Here is a 20282-nt window from a genome sequence, read left to right as displayed (position 1 = left end):
TGGGCCAGCTATGCCGGCGCTATGAGATGGCTATGGCCGGCTGTCAGCGCGGCAACCGCGCCGCCACAGCCCCGGCAAGTAGGCTGGGAGCATGTTAGATAATCCCCGTTCTCCGCGCGTGCGGGCCGTTGCGAAGCTGTCGAACCGGGCCGCGCGCTCCGAGACCGGGCTGTTCCTTCTCGAGGGCCCGCAGGCCGTCGCCGAGGCCCTGAACTTCCGTCCGGAGCTCGTCGTCGAGCTGTACGCAACCCCGACGGCCCTCGAGCGCCACCCCGAGATCGCCGAAACCGCCGTCGATGCGGGCGTCGACGTCGAATTCGTCACCGAGCAGGTCCTCGAGACGATGGCGGACACCGTCACCCCGCAGGGCTTCGTCGCGGTCTGCCACCAGTTCCCCACCTCGGTCAAGGAGATCTTCGCCAAGGAACCGAAGCTCATCGCGATCCTCGAAGAGGTGCGCGACCCGGGCAACGCCGGCACGATCATCCGGGCAGCGGATGCCGCCGGCGCCGACGCCGTGATCTTCACCGGTCGCAGCGTCGACCTCTACAACCCCAAGGTCGTGCGCTCGTCCACGGGCTCGATCTTCCACCTGCCCGTCGCCGTCGGCGTCACCCTTGACGACGTCCGCGAGCGCGCCCGCTTCGCCGGCCTCCAGATCTTCGCCGCCGACATCAAGGGCACCGACCTGCTCGCCGCCCGCAATGAGGGACTCCTTCTCGCGCCGACAGCCTGGCTGTTCGGCAACGAGGCCCGCGGCCTGACCGATGAGGACCTGGCCCTCGTCGACCGCTCGATCACCGTGCCGATCTACGGCCACGCCGAATCGATGAACCTCGCGACCGCGGCATCCGTCTGCCTGTACGAAAGCGCCTTCGCGCAGCGCAGCTAGTCGCGGGAACCGGGCCCGCCGGCGTGCGGATTGGTTTGCGCTGCTAACAATTTCCCCTAGATTGGGGGATATGGAGCCTACAGATCCCACGCCGGCTACGTCGAACATCACGGTGCGTCGGGGCGAGCCCCTCGTGGTCGTTACCGATGTCAACAAGCACTTCGGCGAGCTGCACGTCCTCAAGAACATCAACGCCGTCGTCACCCGTGGCGAGGTCGTCGTCGTCATCGGCCCGAGCGGGTCGGGCAAGTCCACGCTCTGCCGGGCGATCAATCGCCTCGAGACGATCGACTCCGGCGTCATCACGATCGACGGTCAGGCCCTTCCCGAAGAGGGCAGGGGCCTGGCCCGGCTGCGGGCAGACGTCGGCATGGTCTTCCAGGCGTTCAACCTGTTCGCGCACATGACGGTGCTGCAGAACGTCACCCTCGGGCCGATCAAGGTGCGCGGGCTGTCCAAGGCCGACGCCGAGACCCGGGCGATGGCCCTCCTCGAGCGGGTCGGCGTCGCCGACCAGGCCCACAAGATGCCCGCCCAGCTCTCCGGCGGCCAGCAGCAGCGCGTCGCGATCGCCAGGGCCCTTGCCATGGAACCCAAGGTCATCCTCCTCGACGAGCCGACGAGCGCACTCGACCCCGAAATGATCAACGAGGTTCTCGAGGTCATGATCGATCTCGCCAACGACGGAATGACCATGATCGTGGTCACCCACGAGATGGGCTTCGCCCGCAGGGCCGCCAACCGGGTCATCTTCATGGCCGAGGGCGAGATCGTCGAGGAATCGACCCCGGACCGTTTCTTCACCAACCCGCAGACCACCCGCGCCAAAGACTTCCTTTCGAAGATCCTCGCGCACTGAGGATCCTCTTCCCGCAGTACTTGCCGGTCACACGACCGGCGATCCCCGCACACAGCACCCAGGAGGACACCATGCGACTCAATAAAGGTCTAGTGATTTCTGCCATTGCCCTCGCGAGCGTTCTCACGCTCAGCGCCTGCACCGACTCCGGTGCATCCCCCTCTGCGGCCCCCGTCGCCGCCACCCCGACGTTCGCGCCGGGCACGACCATGGCCAAGCTCGCCGAAGCAGGCAAGATCACCATCGGCACCAAGTTCGACCAGCCGTTGTTCGGACTCAAGGGCCCGAACGGCCCCGTCGGATTCGACGTCGAGATCGGCAAGCTCATCGCGGCCAAGCTCGGCATCGCAGCGGACAAGATCAACTGGGTCGAGACCGTGTCGGCCAACCGGGAACCGTTCATCACGAACGGCCAGGTCGACATCGTCATCGCGACCTACACGATCAACGACAAGCGCAAGGAGGTCGTCTCCTTCGCCGGCCCGTACTACGAAGCCGGACAGGACCTGCTCGTGCTCGCCGGGAACCCGAACAAGATCACCGGGCCAGAAGACCTCACTGGGAAGCCGGTCTGCACCGTGAGCGGCTCGACCTCGGAGAAGAACATCGCCGCGTACACGACCAACGTGATCGCGACGGACACTTACTCCAACTGCCTCGGCCCGCTGCGCAGCGGTGAAGTCGTCGCGGTCACGACCGACAACGTCATCCTCGCCGGTCTCGCCGACCAGAACTCCGGCGAATTCGAGGTCGTCGGCAAGCCATTCACCAAGGAGCCGTACGGCATCGGGCTGAAGAAGGACGACACCGAATTCCGCGCCTTCATCAACGACACCCTGGACGCCTCCTTCACCGACGGAACCTGGGCAGCGGCCTGGGAGGCCACCGCAGGCAAGGTCCTCGACACCCCCACCCCGCCGACCATCAACCGCTACTAGAACCCGCGCGACGCCGGGCGGATGCCTGATGCGGCATCCGCCCGGCCTCGCGTTCGAATGCACCCACCGACACCCACAGACACAGACATAGAAGAGGAGTTGAGGCATGGACGCAGTCATCGATAACCTGCCGGTCTTCCTCGAAGGCTTTCGAAACACCCTCGGCCTGCTCGTCATCTCCGGGGTGGGCGCACTCATTCTCGGCCTGATCGTTGCCGGCCTGCGCATCTCGCCCATCGGCTCGTTCCGCGGCTTCGCCACGGTCTACACCGAGATCATCCGCAACACACCCCTGACCCTGATCCTCTTCTTCTGCGCGTTCCTGCTGCCATACCTGCAGTTCTCGCCCGGCTACTTCACGCTCGCAGCGATCGGCCTCACCGTCTACACCTCGCCGTTCGTCGCCGAAGCCGTGCGCAGCGGTATCAACGGCGTGCACGTCGGCCAGGCCGAGGCCGCCCGCAGCATCGGGCTCGGCTTCGGCCAGTCGCTCGCCTTCGTGATCCTGCCGCAGGCGCTGCGGATGGTCGTGCCGCCCCTGATCAACGTGTTCATCGCCCTCGCGAAGAACACCTCCGTCGCCGGCGCCTTCTTCGTCTTCGAACTCTTCGGCGCCGCCCGCCAGGTCACCAACGACCGCGGCGACCAGGTCCTCGCAATCCTGCTCGCGGTGGCCGTCTTCTACCTGCTGATCACCGTGACCCTCGGCATCATCGCCGGCCGGGTCGAGAAGAGAGTGGCGGTGCTCCGATGACCTCGGTCCTCTACGATGCGCCAGGCCCCAAGGCCCGGCGGATGTCCCGCATCATCTCCTACGTCGGCGTCGCCGTGATCGCCGTCGGTGTCGTCGCCCTCGTGCTCGCCCTGGGAGCCCCGAAGGCGAGCGCCAACGGCGCCGTGCAGCCCGGACTCTGGGATCTGAGCCGCTGGGACGTCTTCAACGACCTCGAGGTCTGGCGCTCGCTCGGCCGCGGCGCGCTCGCGACCCTCGAAATGGCCGGTGTCGCGGCCGTCCTCGCCCTCGTCCTCGGTGTGCTGTTCTCCTTCGGCCGCGCCTCCGACACGGCCTGGATCCGGGTGCCCACCACGGTCGTCCTCGAATTCTTTCGCGGCATGCCCGTGCTGCTGATGATGCTGTTCGTCCTGCTCGTCTTCTCGACCGGATCGTTCTGGGCCGGCGTCGCCGCCCTCGCCGTCTACAACGGCGCGATCATCGGCGAGGCCCTCCGGGCCGGTATCAAGGCGCTCCCACGCGGCCAGCGCGAAGCCGGTCTCGCGATCGGCCTGACCCCCATCGCGACGCGACTCCGGATCGAATTCCCGCAGGCTTTCCGGCAGATGCTGCCGATCATCATCGCCCAGCTCGTCGTGCTGCTCAAGGACACCTCGCTCGCCTTCGTGGTGGGATACTCCGAGCTCCTGCGCAGCATGCGCGACCTGACCAACTTCTTCGGCAACCGATACTCCTTCTCCTTCTTCTTCGTCGTGCTCGTCATCTACCTCGCGATGAACCTGTCGCTGTCGTGGCTGGCCCGGCGGATCGCCCGGCGGAGCGGTTCGAAGCCCACGCACTAAACTTGGGACTTGTGTCTGAATCCACCGAAAACCCCGCACCGGCCGAAATCTCCGAAGCGGCCGTGACCGCGGCGGTCACCGCCGCCCTGGCCGCCATATCCGCCGCCGCCGACTCGTCCGCCCTCAAGGCGGCCCGGAGCGAACACGCCGGTGAGGCGTCTCCGCTCTCCCGCCTGAACGCACTGATGCGTTCGGTGTCGAAGGAGCAGAAGGCGGCGGCCGGCAAGCTCGTCGGCCAGGCCAGGGCCCGGGTCAACCAGGCCCTCTCCGCCCGCGAGGCGGAGATCGGCGCGGCAGAGGCCGCCGCACAGCTCGCCGCCGAAACGGTGGATGTCACGGCAGCGGCGTCGACCTGGCACGCCGGGGCGCGGCATCCGCTCGCCCTGCTGCAGGAACGCGTCGCCGACGTCTTCGTCGCGATGGGCTGGGAGGTCGCGGAAGGCCCCGAGCTCGAAAGCGAGTGGTTCAACTTCGACGCGCTCAACTTCGACGAGGACCACCCGGCGCGCGCGATGCAGGACACCTTCTTCATCGACCCGCCCGAGGCGCACCTCGTGCTGCGCACGCACACCTCGCCCGTGCAGATGCGCGCCCTGCTCTCCCGCGAGCTGCCGGTTTACGTCGTCGCGCCCGGCCGGGTGTACCGCACCGACGAGCTCGATGCGACCCACACTCCCGTGTTCCACCAGATCGAGGGCATCGCCGTCGACAAGGGGCTCACGATGGCGCACCTCCGCGGCACCCTCGACCACTTCGTGCAGGCCCTCTTCGGCCCGGAGGCGAAGGTACGGCTGCGGCCGAACTACTTCCCGTTCACCGAACCGAGCGCCGAGCTCGACGTCTGGCACCCGACCTTCAAGGGCGGCGCGCGCTGGATCGAGTGGGGCGGCTGCGGCATGGTCAACGCCAACGTGCTCCGCTCCGCGGGGATCGACCCCGAGGTCTACTCTGGCTTCGCGTTCGGCGTCGGCGTCGAACGAGCACTGATGTTCCGCAACGATGTGAAGGATATGCACGACATGGTCGAAGGCGACGCACGGTTCAGCCAGCAGTACGGGATGACCGTCTGATGCGCGTTCCCCTGAGCTGGCTCGGCGAATTCGTCGACCTCGAACCCGGCACGACCCCCGAAGCCGTACACGCCGCCCTCGTGAGCGTCGGCCTCGAAGAAGAAGAGATCCACCGCTTCGAGCTGACCGGCCCGATCGTCGTCGGCGAGGTGCTCGAGTTCGTCGGAGAGCCGCAGACCAACGGCAAGATCATCAACTGGTGCCAGGTGCGCGTCGCGCCCGGCGACGAAACCGCGGCCGACGGCGGCCCCGCCGTGCACGGCATCGTCTGCGGCGCCCACAACTTCGTCGTCGGCGACAAGGTCGTCGTGACCCTGCCCGGCGCGGTGCTCCCCGGCCCGTTCCCGATCGCGCCCCGCAAGACCTACGGCCACGTCTCCGACGGCATGATCGCCTCGGCCCGCGAGCTCGGCCTCGGCGACGAGCACGATGGCATTCTGCTCCTGAAGAACCTCGGCCTCGACGACGCCCCGGTCGGCACCGACGCGATCGCCCTCCTCGGACTCGACGACACCGCCGTCGAGGTCAACGTGACCCCCGACCGCGGCTACGCGTTCTCGATCCGCGGCATCGCCCGCGAATACTCGCACGCGACAGGGGCCGCCTTCCGCGACCCCGCCCTCGCGACGGTGACCGCGGTTTCCACGATTGATTTCCCCGTCACGCTCGCCGACGCTTCCCCCATCCGCGGTCGCGTGGGCGCGAGCGTCTTCGTGACCCGCGCCGTGCGCGGCGTCGACCCGTCCCGGCCCACTCCGGCCTGGATGATCACCCGGCTCGCCCTCGCGGGCATGCGGTCCATCTCGCTCGTCGTCGACGTGACCAACTACGTCATGCTCGAACTCGGCCAGCCGCTGCACGGCTACGACCTCGACGCCCTCGCCGGCGGCATCCTGGTGCGCCGGGCGGAACCGGGGGAGAAGCTCACGACCCTCGACGGCGTCGTGCGCGCCCTGCACTCCGAGGACCTCCTGATCACCGACGAGTCCGGTGCCATCGGCCTCGCCGGCGTGATGGGCGGCCGCAGCACCGAGATCGGTGCATCCACCACGAACGTGCTCATCGAGGCCGCGAACTTCGACCCGGTGTCGATCGCCCGCAGCGCCCGCCGCCACAAGCTCCCGAGCGAGGCCTCCCGTCGCTTCGAACGCGGAGTGGACCCTCAGGTCGCCGCCGTGGCAGCTGCCCGCGTCGTGCAGCTGCTCGTCGACCTCGCCGGCGGAACCGCGGACGGCCTCGGCTCCGCGCTCGACTCCTCCGTGCCGCCCGTCGCGATCGAGCTCCCGCGCGACTTCATCTCCGGCTTGATAGGGCGCACCTACTCGGACGACGAGGAGCGCTCAGCCCTCGCCGAGATCGGCGGCCTGCTCGTCGAAACCCCGACCGGACTCTCGGTGACCCCGCCGACCTGGCGCCCCGACCTCACCGACAAGTGGACCCTCGCAGAGGAGGTCGCCCGCATCGTCGGCTACGACAGCATCCCCTCTGTGCTCCCGGTCGCCCCGCCCGGCCGCGGCCTGACCCTCGTGCAGCGCCTGCGCCGCACGGTCGCGCAGACCCTCGCGGCCACCGGCCACACCGAGGTGCTCGCCTACCCGTTCGTATCCGAGGCCGACAACCGCCTCTTCGCACCGCTCGCGACCACGACGGATGCCGCCGGTGCCGCCGCCGGCATCCCCGCCGTCGCCGAGGTCCCCCAGATCCGCGTAGCCAATCCGCTCGACGGCGAGGCGCCTTTCCTGCGCACCTCGATCCTCCCTGGCCTGCTGCGGATCGCGCACCGCAACCGTTCTCGCGGGATCACCGACCTGGCCGTCTTCGAACAGGGACTCGTCTTCCGGCCGGTGGCGGGCATCCGCTACGGCAGCCTCGTCGTACCGGCGGGTGCCACCCGCCCCAGCACGGCACTCGAGGCCGAGCTCAACGCGGGCATCCCGCCGCAGCCGTACTCCGTCGCCGTCGCTCTCACCGGGAACACCGTGCGGCACCAGCCCGGCCGGGCGCCGATCGCCGCAGGCTGGCAGGACGCCCTCGCCGCCGTGCAGCAGGTCGCGCTCGCGACCGGCGTGCCGATCCTGGTGCGCCAGGGAGTGCACCCGGCGATGCACCCCGGCCGCACCGCCGAGTTGTTCGTCGCCACCGCAGACGGGGAGCTGAGCGTCGGCTTCGCGGGCGAACTGCTGCCCGCCGTCGCGACCGGCTTCGACCTGCCCGCCGTGGTCGCCGTCGCCGAGATCACCCTCTCCGACGTCTTCGCCCAGGCCGGTTCCGAACTGCACGCCGCACCGATCAAGACGATGCCCGCAGCGACCCAGGACCTCTCGCTCGTCGTCAGCGCCACGGTGCCCGCAGCCGAGGTGCTCGCGGCAGTGGCTGAAGGGGCCGGCGCGCTGCTCGACCACATCGAGCTCGTCGACGACTACCGCGGCACCGGGATCGAGCCCGGCCGCAAGTCGCTGACGTTCGCGCTGCGATTCCGGGCCCCCGACCGCACCCTGACCGCCGCGGAAGCGAGCGACGCGAAGCTCGCCGGCGTGGCCGTCGCGGCCGCCCGCTTCGACGCGACCCTCCGCGAGTAAGACTCCGGGGTGCGCGTCACGTGCGCCGTTTCGCGCCAGGCATGCCTGGCGCGAAACGGCGGAAATGGCACGCGATCGGGCGCGATTGGCGCGTAGCGGCGGAGGTGGCGCGCAACTTTCTTGCGTGCGCAGCTGACGTGCGCTCGGGTCTCCGGGTGCGGATGCCGGCGGGAACCGGCCCGATGTCGCCCGGATTCCCGGGGGCGCGGGGCAGCGCGATAGGTTTGTCACATGGCTTTTTCGGTAGCAATTGCAGGCGCGAGCGGTTACGCGGGCGGAGAATTGCTGCGAATGCTCGCCGGACACCCTGAATTCGAGGTGCGCACGGTGACCGCGCACAGCAACGCGGGCCAGCGATTGATCGACGTGCAACCGCACCTTCGCGGCCTCGCGCACCTCACCCTCGTGGACACGAACGCCGTCAACCTCGCCGGGCACGACGTCGTCTTCCTCGCCCTGCCGCACGGGGCATCCGGTGCCCTGAGCGCGGAGCTGTCGCCCGACACGCTCGTGATCGACTGCGGCGCGGACCACCGGCTGGAGGATGCAGCGGACTGGGCGGCGTTCTACGGCGGCGACTACTTCGGCTCGTGGGCGTACGGCGTCCCCGAACTCCCGATCCCCGGTGGCGGCAAGCAGCGCTCCCGCCTGGTCGGAGCCCGCCGGATCGCCGCGCCCGGGTGCAACGCGAGCACGGTCGCACTGGCCCTCGCGCCCGGCATCCACGCCGGCGTGATCGAACCGGCCGACCTCGTCGCCGTGCTCGCCGTCGGACCATCGGGTGCGGGCAAGAGCCTCAAAGTCCCGAACCTCGCCGCAGAGGTGCTCGGATCCGCCAACCCGTACGCGGTCGGCGGCACCCACCGGCACATTCCCGAAATCCAGCAGAGCCTGCGCTGGGCGGGCGCCGTGAATCCGACCATCTCCTTCACGCCCGTGATCGTGCCGATGTCCCGCGGCATCCTCGCGACGGCGACGGCGCGCCTCGTGCCCGGCACCTCCGCAGCCGCGGTGCGCGCAGCCTGGGAGAGCGCATACGCAGACGAACCGTTTGTGCACCTGCTCCCGGCCGGACACTTCCCCCGCACGAGCGACGTGCTCGGCGCCAACACCGCACTGATCGGCCTCGCCGTCGACGAGGCCGTCGGCCGCGTCGTCACGGTGACCGCCGTCGACAACCTCGCCAAGGGCACCGCCGGTGCCGCGATCCAATCCGCAAACCTGGCCCTCGGGCTGCCCGAGACCCTGGGCCTCAGCATGAATGGAGTCGCCCCGTGAGCGTCACAACCCCCGCCGGATTCGCGGCAGCCGGCGTCACAGCCGGCCTCAAGAAGTCCGGCGGACTCGACCTCGCCGTCGTGCAGAACCTCGGCCCGCTCGCCAGTGCCGCGACCGTGTTCACGAGCAATCGCTGCAAGGCGAACCCGGTGATCTGGAGCCAGCAGGTCATGCGCGGCGGCAGCGTCCGCGCGATCGTGCTCAACTCGGGCGGTGCGAACTGCTACACCGGCAGCATCGGCTTCCAGACCACCCATGCGACCGCGGAGGCCGTCGGTGACCGCCTCGGCGTGTCCGCCGGGGAGGTGCTCGTCTGCTCGACCGGCCTGATCGGCGAACAGCTCGACCTGGACAAGATCACCGCAGGCATCTGGGACGCCACCCTCGCCCTGCGCACGGACGACTCGACGTCCGCCGAAGCGGGCCTGTCCGCCGCCAGGGCCATCATGACGACCGACACCACTCCGAAGCAGTCCGCCGTGACCGCGCCGGCCGGCTGGTCGATCGGCGGGATGGCCAAGGGCGCAGGCATGCTCGCCCCCGGCCTCGCGACAATGCTCGTCGTGATCACGACCGACGCCGTCCTCGACTCCGCCCAGCTCGACAGGGCGCTCCGGGTCGCGACCCGGATCACCTTCGACCGCCTCGACTCCGACGGATGCATGTCGACCAACGACACCGTGAGCCTGCTCGGCTCTGGCGCGAGCGGCATCGCGCCGGACGAAGCCGAATTCGCCGCCGCGCTCACCGCGATCTGCCAGGACCTCACCCTGCAGCTGCAGGCCGACGCGGAGGGCAGCGCCCACGACGTCGCCATCACCGTGCGCAACGCCGAGACCGAAGCCGACGCCGTCACCGTGGCCCGCGCTGTCTCCCGCAGCAACCTGTTCAAGACCGCCATCTTCGGCAACGACCCGAACTGGGGCCGCGTGCTCGCCGCCGTCGGCACGACGGATGCCGCCTTCGACCCGTACAACATCGACGTCACGATCAACGGGGTGCAGGTCTGCACCGCGGGGGAGCCGGACCAGCCCCGCGAACTCGTCGACCTCACGCCACGCTCCGTCACGGTGCTGATCACCCTGCACGCGGGGGACGCGGAAGCGACGATCTGGACCAACGACCTCACGCACGCCTACGTCGAAGAGAACAGCGCGTACTCGAGTTGACCCGTCACACGCACGGCAAGGCCTCGCACCGGCATCCGCTCGCGGACACCGGCACCGGAACGCACGCGAGCGACGCAGAGGTCGACACGACCGAGGCCGAGTCGAACACCCGGGCCGAGGCCGCGGTCAAGGCCGAGACCCTGATCGAGTCGCTGCCCTGGCTCAAGCACTTCCACGACAAGATCATCGTCGTCAAGTTCGGCGGCAACGCCATGGTCAGCGAGGCGCTGCAGCGCAGCTTCGCCGAGGACATGGTCTACCTGCGTTATGCCGGCCTCCGCCCCGTCGTCGTGCACGGAGGCGGCCCGCAGATCTCGGCGATGCTCGACCGCCTCGGCATCCAGAGCGAATTCCGCGGCGGCTACCGCGTGACGACCCCCGAGGCGATGGACGTCGTGCGGATGGTGCTCACCGGCCAGATCAACCGCGAGGTCGTCAGCCACATCAACGAGCACGGCCCCCTCGCGGCCGGCCTCTCCGGCGAGGACGCCGGACTCTTCCAGGGCCGCCGCCGCGGCACGATGATCGACGGCGAGGAGGTCGACCTCGGCCTCGTCGGCGACGTGATCGGCGTCGACCCAGAGGCCGTGCACGCCCAGCTCGACGCCGGCCGCATCCCGGTGATCTCCTCGATCGCGCCAGACACGGATGTCCCGGGCCAGTCCCTGAACATCAACGCCGACGCCGCCGCCGCGTCCCTCGCCATCGCGCTCGGGGCCGAGAAGCTCGTCATCCTCACCGATGTCGCCGGGCTCTACAGCGACTGGCCGAACCGGGACTCCCTCGTCTCGATCATCGAAGTGCCCGAGCTCCGCGCCCTGCTGCCCGACCTGGAATCCGGGATGATCCCCAAGATGACCGCCTGCCTCGACGCCGTCGAGGGCGGCGTCGCCAAGGCGGCCATCATCGACGGGCGCGTGCCGCACTCGATCCTGCTCGAGGTCTTCACCGGGAGCGGGATCGGCACCGAAGTAGTACCCCGGGCGAACTGAGCCCAACCGCACCACACCACCGACACGACGGATTTGAGAATGACAGGCGAAACGATCACCGACTCACCGGCAACCTACGCGGGCACGACCGACGCGGCCACGCTCGCGGAACGCAGCGAGGGCTGGCGTGACCGATACACCGCGGCGATGATGCTCACCTTCGCGCCGCCGCGCGCGATGCTCGTCCGCGGCGCCGGCTGTTACGTCTGGGACGAGAACGGCACCGAATACCTCGACTTCCTCGCGGGCATCGCCGTCAACTCCCTCGGGCACGCCCACCCCGAGCTGGTCGCCGCCGTGTCAGCCCAGGTCGGCACCCTCGCGCACATCTCCAACTACTTCGCGTCCCCCTCGCAGATCGAGCTCGCCGAACGGCTCAAGCGCATCACCGGGGCCGGCCCGGCCGGCCGCGTCTACTTCTGCAACTCGGGCGCCGAGGCCAACGAGGCGGCCTTCAAACTCGCCCGCCTCAATATCGGGAGTGAGCCCGGTCGGCCGCGCACCCGCATCCTCTCGTTGCACGAGTCCTTCCACGGCCGCACCATGGGCGCCCTCGCCCTGTCAGGCAAGCCCGCCATGCGGGCGCCGTTCCTGCCGGTGCCCGGCGGCGTCGAGCACATCCACGCGACCTTCGAGGCTCTCGAGGCCGCGATCGACGACACCGTCGCCGCCCTATTCCTCGAGCCCGTGCAGGGGGAAGCCGGCGTCATCGACCTGCCGGACGGCTTCCTGCGCCGCGCCCGAGAGCTCTGCACCCGGCACGGGGTCCTGCTCATCCTCGACGAGGTGCAGACCGGTGCCGGACGCACCGGAGACTGGTTCGCGTACCAGCACGACGGCATCCTGCCCGATGCGATCTCGATCGCCAAGGGCATCGGCGGCGGGGTACCGATCGGCGCCCTCGTCACCTTCGGTGCGACGTCCGAGCTGTTCCAGCGCGGCCAGCACGGCTCGACCTTCGGCGGGAACCCGCTCGCGACCACGACCGCCAACACCGTGCTCGGCATCATCGAGCGGGACGGCCTCGTCGCCAACGCCGCCCGCCGCGGCGAGCAGCTCCGCGACCTGATCCTCGGCTTCGACTCCCCGCACATCCTCGAGGTGCGGGGCCGCGGCCTGCTGCTCGGAATCGGACTCGCCGAGCCCGTGGCCCTGAAGCTCGCCGACGCGGCCCTCGAGGCCGGCCTCATCATCAACGCCGCAAACGAGTCCACCATCCGGCTCGCGCCGCCCCTCATCGTCGGCGAGGCCGAGCTGGCCGAATTCGGGCGCCGATTCGGGCTCGCCCTGGCCAGCCTCTAGGCTGAAGAATCCCCCATTCCAGCGAAAGTGACCCCGTGACCCGCCATTTCCTGCGCGACGACGACATCTCCCCGGCCGAACAAGCCGAGATCCTCGACCTGGCCGTTGAGCTCAAGCGCGACCGATTCCAGGCGAAACCCCTCGCGGGCCCCCAGACCGTCGCCGTGATCTTCGACAAGTCGTCGACCCGCACCCGGGTGTCCTTCGCCGTCGGCATCGCCGACCTCGGCGGAAGCCCGCTGATCATCAGCACCGCCAACAGCCAGCTCGGGGGCAAGGAGACCGCGGGCGATACCGCCCGCGTGCTCGAACGCCAGGTCGCCGCGATCGTCTGGCGCACCTACGGCCAGGCCGGCCTCGAGGAGATGGCCCTCGGCACCACCGTGCCCGTCGTCAACGCGCTCTCCGACGACTTCCACCCCTGCCAGCTCCTCGCCGACCTGCTCACCATCCGCGAACACCGCGGCGAGCTCGCCGGCCTCACCCTGACCTTCCTCGGCGACGGCGCCTGCAACATGGCGCACTCCTACCTCCTCGCCAGCGCGACGGCAGGCATGCACATCCGTGTCGCCTCCCCGGCCGGCTACACCCCGCAGCCGCAGGTGCTGGCGGATGCCGAGGCCATCGCCGCGAAGACCGGCGGCTCGATCACCCTCTACACCGACCCCGCGGAAGCGGTCACCGGCGTCGACGTCGTCGTCACGGACACCTGGGTGTCGATGGGTTTCGAGGAGGAGAAGGCCGCACGCGTCGCCTCCCTCGGCGCCTACCGCGTCGACAGCGCGCTGCTCGCCCGCGCCAAGCCCGACGCGCTCTTCATGCACTGCCTCCCCGCCGACCGCGGTTACGAGGTCACCGCGGACGTCATCGACGGGCCGCAGAGCATCATCTGGGATGAGGCCGAGAACCGCCTGCACGCGCAGAAGGCGCTGCTGGTCTGGCTGCTCGGCCACAACACCAACCCGTAAACTGAGACTTAGTAGATATTTAGAGGGAGAACCATGGCTGAACGTGTTGTGCTCGCATACTCCGGTGGACTGGATACCTCGGTCGGCATCGGCTGGCTGAAGGATGCGACCGGCAAGGAGGTCGTAGCACTCGCCATCGACGTCGGACAGGACGGCGAAGACATGGAGGCCATCCGCCAGCGTGCGCTCGACTGCGGCGCCGTCGAGGCCATCGTCGTCGACGCGAAGGACGAATTCGCCAACGACTACATCGTCCCGGCCCTCAAGGCCAACGCGCTGTACCAGAAGCGCTACCCGCTCGTCTCCGCGCTCAGCCGCCCGCTGATCGCCAAGTACCTCGCCTCCACCGCCAAGGCGCTCGGCGCCGACAGCGTCGCCCACGGCTGCACCGGCAAGGGCAACGACCAGGTCCGGTTCGAGGCCGCCGTCGCCGCGCTCGCTCCCGACCTGATCTCCCTCGCCCCGGTCCGGGACTTCGCGCTGACCCGCGACAAGGCCATCATCTACGCCGCGGAGCACAACCTGCCGATCAAGCAGTCCGCGAAGAGCCCGTACTCGATCGACCAGAACGTCTACGGCCGCGCGGTCGAGACCGGCTTCCTCGAAGACCCGTGGAACGCGCCGATCGAGGACCTCTACACGTACACCCAGGACCCCACGGTCACGCGGGACGCGACCGAGGTCGTCATCCGCTTCGACCAGGGCGTCCCCGTCGCGATCGACGGCAAGCCCGTCACGCCTCTGCAGGCCATCGAGATCATGAACAAGCTCGCCGGCGACCAGGGCGTCGGCCGGATCGACATGGTCGAAGACCGCCTCGTCGGCATCAAGAGCCGCGAGGTCTACGAGGCCCCCGCCGGCATCGCCCTCATCGCCGCGCACGAAGAGCTCGAGAACATGACCATCGAACGCGACCTCGCCCGCTACAAGCGCGGCGTCGAGGCCAAGTGGGCAGAACTCGTCTACGACGGGCTCTGGTTCTCCGGCCTCAAGCGTGCCCTCGACGTGTTCATCGACGAGACGCAGAAGTACGTGACCGGCGACATCCGCCTCAAGCTGCACGCCGGCACCGCGGTCGTCACCGGCCGCACGAGCCCGCAGAGCCTCTACGACTTCAACCTCGCCACCTACGACACCGGAGACACCTTCGACCAGAGCATGGCCAAGGGGTTCATCGAGCTGTGGTCGCTGCCGAGCAAGATCTCCGCACGCCGCGACCTGGCCGGCAAGTAGGGTCCGGAGCATGACAGGCGATTCTCCGGTCAACCGCGCCGGTGAGGCGGGCGCCCTCTGGGGTGGCCGCTTCGCCGGGGGACCGAGCCCCGAGCTCGCACGGTTGAGCAAGTCGACCCAGTTCGACTGGCCACTCGCGCCATACGACATCCGGGGTTCCCGGGCTCACGCCCGTGCCCTGGCCGCCGCTGGTTACCTGAGCGCCGAAGAACTCGCCGCCATGATCGCCGGGCTCGACCGGCTCGACGCCGCCATCAACGATGGAAGCTTCCAGCCTGCCGAGAGCGACGAGGACGTGCACTCCGCCCTCGAACGCGGCCTGATCGACATCGTCGGCGCCCCGCTCGGCGGCAAGCTCCGCGCCGGGCGCAGCCGGAACGACCAGGTCGCCACCCTGATCCGGATGCTGCTCCGCGACAAGGCCGCGAGCATCTCCGTGCACCTGATCACGGTGATCGACGCCCTCGCCGCCCAGGCCGAGGCCAACGAGACCGCGATCATGCCCGGGCGCACCCACCTGCAGCATGCGCAGCCGGTGCTCCTCGCCCACCACCTCTTCGCGCACTGCTGGCCGCTCGTGCGCGACCTCGAACGCTTCACCGACTGGGGCAAGCGCGCGGACTACTCGCCGTACGGTTCCGGCGCGCTGGCCGGGAACACCCTCGGCCTCGACGCCCGGCTCGTCGCGACCGACCTCGGCTTCGGCCACGTCGTCGAGAACTCGATCGACGGAACCGCGAGCCGCGACCTCGTCGCCGAGTTCGCGTACATCACCGCCCAGATCGGCATCGACATCTCCCGCCTCGCCGAGGAGATCATCCTCTGGAACACCCGCGAATTCGGTTTCGTCACCCTCGACGACGCGTACTCGACCGGGTCCTCGATCATGCCGCAGAAGAAGAACCCCGACATCGCCGAACTCGCCCGCGGCAAGTCCGGTCGCATGATCGGCAACCTCACCGGCCTGCTCACGACCCTCAAGGGTCTCCCGCTCGCGTACAACCGCGACCTGCAGGAGGACAAGGAACCCGTCTTCGACTCGATCGACACCCTCGAGGTGCTCCTGCCCGCCTTCGCCGGCATGATCGCGACGCTGACCTTCCACACCGAGCGGATGGCGGAACTCGCCCCCGCGGGCTACTCCCTGGCCACCGATGTCGCCGAATGGCTCGTCAAGCAGCGTGTGTCGTTCCGGGACGCGCACGAGATCACCGGGCTCCTCGTGAAGTACGCCGAGCAGAACGAACTCGAACTCCACGAGGTCGACGATGACGCGCTCCTCACGATCTCCGCGCACCTGACCCCCGAGGTGCGCAGCGTGCTGAGTATCCACGGGTCCGTCGAGGGTCGCGACGGCCAGGGCGGCACCGCCCCGGTTCGCGTTGCCGAGCAGCGTGCCGTGCTCGTCGCCCGGGTGCGCGTGCTCGCCTCGGCACTCGCGCTCTAGCGGGCGCCACGGGTGAACGCCGCGCGGGAACTGCGACGTGACGGGCGCCGCCGGTGAGCCTCGACCGGGAGCTGCTCGCACGGCCGGCGATCGAACTCGCCCCGCTCGTGCTCGGTGCGGTTCTCCGCCACGGCGGGGTCGCGCTGCGCATCACCGAGGTCGAGGCCTACCTCGGCGACGGAACCGACCCGGGCTCGCATGCCTTCCGGGGTCGCACCCGGCGTAATGCGGCCATGTACGGCCCGCCCGGGCACCTCTACGCGTATTTCAGCTATGGGATGCACGTCTGCGCCAACATCGTCTGTTCCCCGGAGGGTGCCGCGTCAGCGCTCCTGCTCCGCGGAGGCGAGATCGTCGACGGACTGGCCGAAGCCCGGTCGCGCCGCACGACCTCGAAGACCGACGGCGATCTGGCCAGGGGACCGGCGCGGCTCACGATCGCCCTCGGTATCGGGCTCGGCGACGACGGCGCCGATCTCGGCGCCCTGCCGTTCGAGCTGACCCTGCCCGCCATTCCCGCGCCTGCGGTACGCACCGGTCCGCGCACCGGCGTCAGCGGCCCAGGCGGGGGAGTGGCGTTCCCGTGGCGATTCTGGCTCCCGGGCGAGCCGACCGTGTCGCCCTACCGGCGGCATCCGCAGCTTGGAAACGCGTCGGGGGTTTGAGTCACCGACAAAACACCCTCCCGATCGCGCAGAGGGGCCGTAACTCAGCGCACGCAGTCGCTCAGCTCGTCGCGATCTTCACGAGGGCGGCGCACGCGCAGGCCCAGATCAGGCTCGCGAAGGTGCCGATGATGAAGCGCTCACGGGTTTCGGCCTCGGTGAGTTCGGTGAACCGGCCGACGCCCTTGATGGCGACGACGACGGCGATCGCCTCGGGGAACCCGGCGAGGATCGCCCCCGCGACCGCGAGCCGTTCGAGGATGCCGATCATGAGACCGCCGCGGAGCACCTCGTGCACGGCACCGGCCGCGCCGGGTGCTGCGGGCGTCGCGCCGTCGTCGACGAGGATGCCGCCGTGCTGGCCGGGCCGCGCGGAATCGTGGGTGGCGAAGTCGAGTGCGAGCAGGGCCATCGGACCGCCGCCGACGACGGCGAGGGCGAGTGCGATCAGTCCGAGGATGACGCCGAAGGTGTCGCTGCCGCCCGGAGCGGGGGCCGCCGCGATCAGCAGGGCGCCGGCGAGGCCGCCCGCCGAGATGATCGCGAAGGTCTGCTTCCGCCACCGGAACGCGAGCACGGCGCAGACAAGCGAGCCGATCGTCACGAGCAACAGCAGCATCCAGTACAGCGTGGCGAGGATCTGGAAGGACTGGATCGTCATCCGGCGGTGTCCGTTTCTGTCGAAGTCTGCTCGAGGTCTTCCACGAGCCTAACGAGTGCGGGGTGTGCAGCCTCCTCGACCCTCCAGAGCGAGGACTTGATCCGCTGGCTCACCGCGGCGGGCGTGATCCCGAGCCGGGCGGCGATGTCGACCTGGCTGAGCCCGCCGCGCAGCAGGTCGACCGCCGCCCAGCCCTCCGGCGAGCGGCGCTGGCGGAGCAGGAGCACGGTCGCGATGAGCGCCTCGACCTCGGCGCCGGCCAGAATCGGTGCGCCAGCGGGCAAGCCGGGGTGGGGCCGGCCGGCGGATGCCCCGGCCGCCGTGGCCCCGGACCCGTCTGCGTCGAGGGCGAAGCGGGCATCCGCTTTCTTGGCTCGCGTCACGGCGGCCCGCGCGGCGATGAATGCCGCGCCGGAGGCCTGCCGGGTGGCGTGGGGGAGCGGCACCCGGACCGGGCCGATGCCGAGGCCGATGCTCCAGTGCCCCGACCGGTGCAGCGCGAACACGACGTCGAGCGCGGTCGCGGCGTCGGTGAGCAGCGCCTGGATCTCGTCGCCGGAGGTCTGGTCTGGCGGCAGGAGGAAGGCGGGGCCGAAGTCGGCGGCGAGGCGGGCGATCATCTCGCCGGCCCGGTCCCGGTCGTGGCGGCTGTCGATCTGGTCTGCGGTGATCACGAACATGAGCGCGCCCTCCGGTGCGATTCCTGTGCAGCGCGGGAGTTCGCCCGCATAAAGTAAGCGTACACGCTATATATCTGAATATTCATTCTTCAGACTTAATTATTCACGATAAAGGCTCAGGCCTGTCCTCCCGGCCCGGCACGGCCGCGCTGGTAATCTGGGCTGCGTGTCAGATCCCGTGATCCTCAAGCAGCAGTCCAACGACGTCACCTTCGAGAATGTCTGGGAGGAGATCTCCTGGCGTGGCCTCGTGCAGGTGTCGACCGACGAGGCCGAGCTGCGCGCGCTGCTCGCGGGGGAGCCGATCACCTTCTATTGCGGGTTCGACCCGACCGCGCCGAGCCTGCACCTCGGAAATCTCGTCCAGCTCCTGCTGATGCGCCGCCTGCAGCTCGCCGGTCACCGGCCGCTCGGCCTCGTCGGCGGTTCCACCGGTCTGATCGGCGACCCGCGGCCCACCGCGGAGCGGGTGCTGAACACCAAGGACACCGTCGGCACCTGGGTCGGCTACCTGCAGGCGCAGGTGTCGCGCTTCCTGAGCGCGGAGGGCGACAATCCCGTCACCCTGGTGAACAACCTCGACTGGACCGGTCCGCTCAGCGCGATCGACTTCCTGCGCGACATCGGCAAGTACTTCCGGGTCGGCACCATGCTCAAGAAGGATGCGGTAAGCGCGCGGCTGAACTCCGACGCCGGCATCAGCTACACCGAGTTCAGCTACCAGGTGCTGCAGGGCCTGGACTTCCTCGAGCTCTTCCGCGCGCACGGCTGCGTGCTGCAGACCGGGGGCAGCGACCAGTGGGGCAATCTCACGAGCGGCACGGACCTGATCCGCAAGGCAGAGGGTGCGAGCGTGCACGCCATCGGCACACCCCTGATCACGAACAGCGACGGCACCAAGTTCGGCAAGAGCGAGGGCAACGCCGTCTGGCTCGACCCCACCCTGACGAGCCCATACGCCTTCTACCAGTTCTGGCTCAACACCGACGACGCCGATGTGATCCTGCGCCTCAAGATCTTCACGTTCCTGACGCGGGCCGAGATCGAGGGCCTCGAGGAATCGGTTGCCACGGAACCCTTCAAGCGGCTCGCCCAGCGCACCCTCGCCGTCTCGGTGACGAGCCTCGTGCACGGGCGGGCGGCGACGGATGCTGCCATCCACGCCGCGCAGGCCCTCTTCGGCCAGGGTGACCTCGCCGACCTCGACGAGGAGACCCTCGAGGCCGCCCTGCGTGAACTCCCCAACACGACAACGGCCCCGCACGCACCTGTCATGCAGTTGCTCGTGGACACCGGACTCACGACGAGCCTGAGCGAGGCCCGGCGCGCGATCAAGCAGGGCGGGGTGTACCTGAACAACGTCAAGGTCCTCAGCGAGGACCAGACCATCGAGGGGGCCGTGCTCCCCGGTGGTGTCGCCGTGCTCCGCCGCGGCAAGAAGACCCTGGCCGGCGTCTTCGTCGAGTAGTCCCTGCCCGGCGTCTTCGTCGAGCAGTCCCCGCCGCGAGAGTACGATTTTGGCCCTTAAACCTCCGGTTTAAGGGCCAAAATCGTACTCTCGCGGATGCTGGGGGCGGCGTGGGCAGGGGCGTGACACGCCCGGGGTGGTGCGGGTTTTGACGGGGGTGGTGGGGGCACGTAATGTCTTCACGTACCCCAAAGGTGCGGAAAAGCCGCAGTGCTTTCCGGCCTCACGTGGGACCGAAGTTTACGCTCTTCTCACTCTCGAATCCTTGATTCGGATGTGCGAGGCGTAGGCTTGAAAGTCTTCCTCCCGTAAGTTTTGTCGGATTGGTTGAACTCCTTTTGTGGACGCGTTTTCGTGTCGAGAAGCGGGGTTCCGGCCGATTTGACAGGGGCTGCGGGGGAGGTTAGGTTAGACAAGTTGCCTCGGAGCGACAGCCACTAAGCCGGTTACGGTGTGGCCTGAAGCCGGGTGCGTCCGATCCTTGAGAACTCAACAGCGTGCACAAT

At 69.1% G+C, this 20282-nt stretch carries 18 protein-coding genes; 16 read left to right on the top strand and 2 right to left on the bottom strand.

The features are described from left to right. Window positions 1-91: 91 nt before the first annotated feature. The 15 genes from E3O50_RS01455 to E3O50_RS01385 all read left to right on the top strand — a co-directional run bounded on the left by E3O50_RS01455 (window position 92) and on the right by E3O50_RS01385 (window position 16967). Window positions 92-892 carry an RNA methyltransferase gene (locus E3O50_RS01455; protein ID WP_134446993.1) on the top strand — a complete coding sequence of 267 codons (801 nt, stop codon included), beginning with the start codon at window positions 92-94 and terminating at the stop codon, window positions 890-892. A 70-nt stretch (window positions 893-962) separates the two neighbouring features. Next, window positions 963-1751, top strand: coding sequence for an amino acid ABC transporter ATP-binding protein (locus E3O50_RS01450; RefSeq protein ID WP_134446995.1), 789 nt, complete (start codon window positions 963-965; stop codon window positions 1749-1751). A 71-nt stretch (window positions 1752-1822) separates the two neighbouring features. Continuing rightward, entirely contained in the window at window positions 1823-2689 is an 867-nt protein-coding gene (locus E3O50_RS01445) for a glutamate ABC transporter substrate-binding protein (RefSeq protein ID WP_134559719.1), read from the top strand. 106 nt (window positions 2690-2795) lie between these two features. Continuing rightward, entirely contained in the window at window positions 2796-3443 is a 648-nt protein-coding gene (locus tag E3O50_RS01440; RefSeq protein WP_134446999.1) for an amino acid ABC transporter permease, read from the top strand. A gap of 41 nt (window positions 3444-3484) precedes the next feature. Further along, window positions 3485-4264: an amino acid ABC transporter permease gene (locus tag E3O50_RS01435; RefSeq protein ID WP_241975412.1), complete on the top strand. Its 780-nt coding sequence runs from the start codon at window positions 3485-3487 to the stop codon at window positions 4262-4264. 11 nt (window positions 4265-4275) lie between these two features. Continuing rightward, window positions 4276-5334 (top strand): phenylalanine--tRNA ligase subunit alpha, encoded by a 1059-nt coding sequence (gene pheS / locus E3O50_RS01430; protein WP_134447003.1) that lies wholly within the window; start codon window positions 4276-4278, stop codon window positions 5332-5334. After that, complete coding sequence (pheT, locus tag E3O50_RS01425) at window positions 5334-7913, top strand: phenylalanine--tRNA ligase subunit beta (RefSeq protein WP_134559717.1); 2580 nt, start codon at window positions 5334-5336, stop codon at window positions 7911-7913. The genes pheS and pheT overlap by 1 nt, the downstream gene beginning before the upstream one ends. Before the next feature lie 231 nt (window positions 7914-8144). Then, complete coding sequence (gene argC, locus E3O50_RS01420; protein ID WP_134447007.1) at window positions 8145-9191, top strand: N-acetyl-gamma-glutamyl-phosphate reductase; 1047 nt, start codon at window positions 8145-8147, stop codon at window positions 9189-9191. Next, the gene (argJ, locus tag E3O50_RS01415; protein ID WP_134559715.1) at window positions 9188-10360 is read left to right on the top strand and encodes a bifunctional glutamate N-acetyltransferase/amino-acid acetyltransferase ArgJ; all 1173 of its coding nucleotides are present in this window, start codon (window positions 9188-9190) and stop codon (window positions 10358-10360) included. Before argC ends, argJ begins: the two co-directional genes overlap by 4 nt. A 140-nt stretch (window positions 10361-10500) precedes the next feature. Beyond that, window positions 10501-11352 (top strand): acetylglutamate kinase, encoded by an 852-nt coding sequence (argB, locus tag E3O50_RS01410; RefSeq protein WP_241975416.1) that lies wholly within the window; start codon window positions 10501-10503, stop codon window positions 11350-11352. A 39-nt stretch (window positions 11353-11391) separates the two neighbouring features. Then, window positions 11392-12654 carry an acetylornithine transaminase gene (locus E3O50_RS01405; RefSeq protein WP_134559711.1) on the top strand — a complete coding sequence of 421 codons (1263 nt, stop codon included), beginning with the start codon at window positions 11392-11394 and terminating at the stop codon, window positions 12652-12654. 35 nt (window positions 12655-12689) lie between these two features. Continuing rightward, on the top strand, window positions 12690-13622 hold the full coding sequence (gene argF, locus E3O50_RS01400) for an ornithine carbamoyltransferase (RefSeq protein WP_134559709.1): 933 nt from the start codon (window positions 12690-12692) through the stop codon (window positions 13620-13622). Window positions 13623-13655: 33 nt separating this feature from the next. After that, on the top strand, window positions 13656-14855 hold the full coding sequence (locus E3O50_RS01395; protein WP_134447017.1) for an argininosuccinate synthase: 1200 nt from the start codon (window positions 13656-13658) through the stop codon (window positions 14853-14855). Window positions 14856-14865: 10 nt separating this feature from the next. Then, on the top strand, window positions 14866-16302 hold the full coding sequence (gene argH, locus E3O50_RS01390) for an argininosuccinate lyase (RefSeq protein WP_134559707.1): 1437 nt from the start codon (window positions 14866-14868) through the stop codon (window positions 16300-16302). A gap of 53 nt (window positions 16303-16355) precedes the next feature. Continuing rightward, window positions 16356-16967, top strand: a complete 612-nt coding sequence (locus E3O50_RS01385; protein WP_134447020.1) for a DNA-3-methyladenine glycosylase — start codon at window positions 16356-16358, stop codon at window positions 16965-16967. Window positions 16968-17028: 61 nt separating this feature from the next. Here E3O50_RS01385 and E3O50_RS01380 read toward each other — a convergent pair whose 3' ends face one another. Then, window positions 17029-17628 carry a hypothetical protein gene (locus E3O50_RS01380; protein ID WP_134559705.1) on the bottom strand — a complete coding sequence of 200 codons (600 nt, stop codon included), beginning with the start codon at window positions 17626-17628 and terminating at the stop codon, window positions 17029-17031. Further along, a complete protein-coding gene (locus E3O50_RS01375) occupies window positions 17625-18308 on the bottom strand; it encodes a winged helix-turn-helix transcriptional regulator (protein ID WP_134559704.1) in 684 nt (227 codons plus the stop codon). Before E3O50_RS01375 ends, E3O50_RS01380 begins: the two co-directional genes overlap by 4 nt. Window positions 18309-18474: 166 nt before the next feature. On the opposite strand from E3O50_RS01375, the gene tyrS reads away from it, so the two are divergent. Beyond that, entirely contained in the window at window positions 18475-19776 is a 1302-nt protein-coding gene (tyrS, locus tag E3O50_RS01370; RefSeq protein WP_241975411.1) for a tyrosine--tRNA ligase, read from the top strand. The last annotated feature ends 506 nt before the right edge of the window (window positions 19777-20282 follow it).

It is taken from the genome of Cryobacterium sp. MDB1-18-1 (assembly GCF_004402735.1).
Lineage (GTDB): Bacteria > Actinomycetota > Actinomycetes > Actinomycetales > Microbacteriaceae > Cryobacterium > Cryobacterium glucosi.
Note: the sequence above shows the minus strand (reverse complement) of the source record. Positions and strands in the feature narration are given on the sequence as shown.

Excerpts from the sequence above, each read along its gene's own strand:
- E3O50_RS01455 (WP_134446993.1), top strand. The coding sequence starts at position 92 with ATGTTAGATAATCCCCGTTCTCCGCGCGTGCGGGCCGTTGCGAAGCTG.
- E3O50_RS01450 (WP_134446995.1), top strand. The coding sequence starts at position 963 with ATGGAGCCTACAGATCCCACGCCGGCTACGTCGAACATCACGGTGCGT.
- E3O50_RS01445 (WP_134559719.1), top strand. The coding sequence starts at position 1,823 with ATGCGACTCAATAAAGGTCTAGTGATTTCTGCCATTGCCCTCGCGAGC.
- E3O50_RS01440 (WP_134446999.1), top strand. The coding sequence starts at position 2,796 with ATGGACGCAGTCATCGATAACCTGCCGGTCTTCCTCGAAGGCTTTCGA.
- E3O50_RS01435 (WP_241975412.1), top strand. The coding sequence starts at position 3,485 with ATGTCCCGCATCATCTCCTACGTCGGCGTCGCCGTGATCGCCGTCGGT.
- pheT (WP_134559717.1), top strand. The coding sequence starts at position 5,334 with ATGCGCGTTCCCCTGAGCTGGCTCGGCGAATTCGTCGACCTCGAACCC.
- argC (WP_134447007.1), top strand. The coding sequence starts at position 8,145 with ATGGCTTTTTCGGTAGCAATTGCAGGCGCGAGCGGTTACGCGGGCGGA.
- E3O50_RS01405 (WP_134559711.1), top strand. The coding sequence starts at position 11,392 with ATGACAGGCGAAACGATCACCGACTCACCGGCAACCTACGCGGGCACG.
- E3O50_RS01395 (WP_134447017.1), top strand. The coding sequence starts at position 13,656 with ATGGCTGAACGTGTTGTGCTCGCATACTCCGGTGGACTGGATACCTCG.
- argH (WP_134559707.1), top strand. The coding sequence starts at position 14,866 with ATGACAGGCGATTCTCCGGTCAACCGCGCCGGTGAGGCGGGCGCCCTC.
- E3O50_RS01380 (WP_134559705.1), bottom strand. The coding sequence starts at position 17,628 with ATGACGATCCAGTCCTTCCAGATCCTCGCCACGCTGTACTGGATGCTG.
- E3O50_RS01375 (WP_134559704.1), bottom strand. The coding sequence starts at position 18,308 with ATGTTCGTGATCACCGCAGACCAGATCGACAGCCGCCACGACCGGGAC.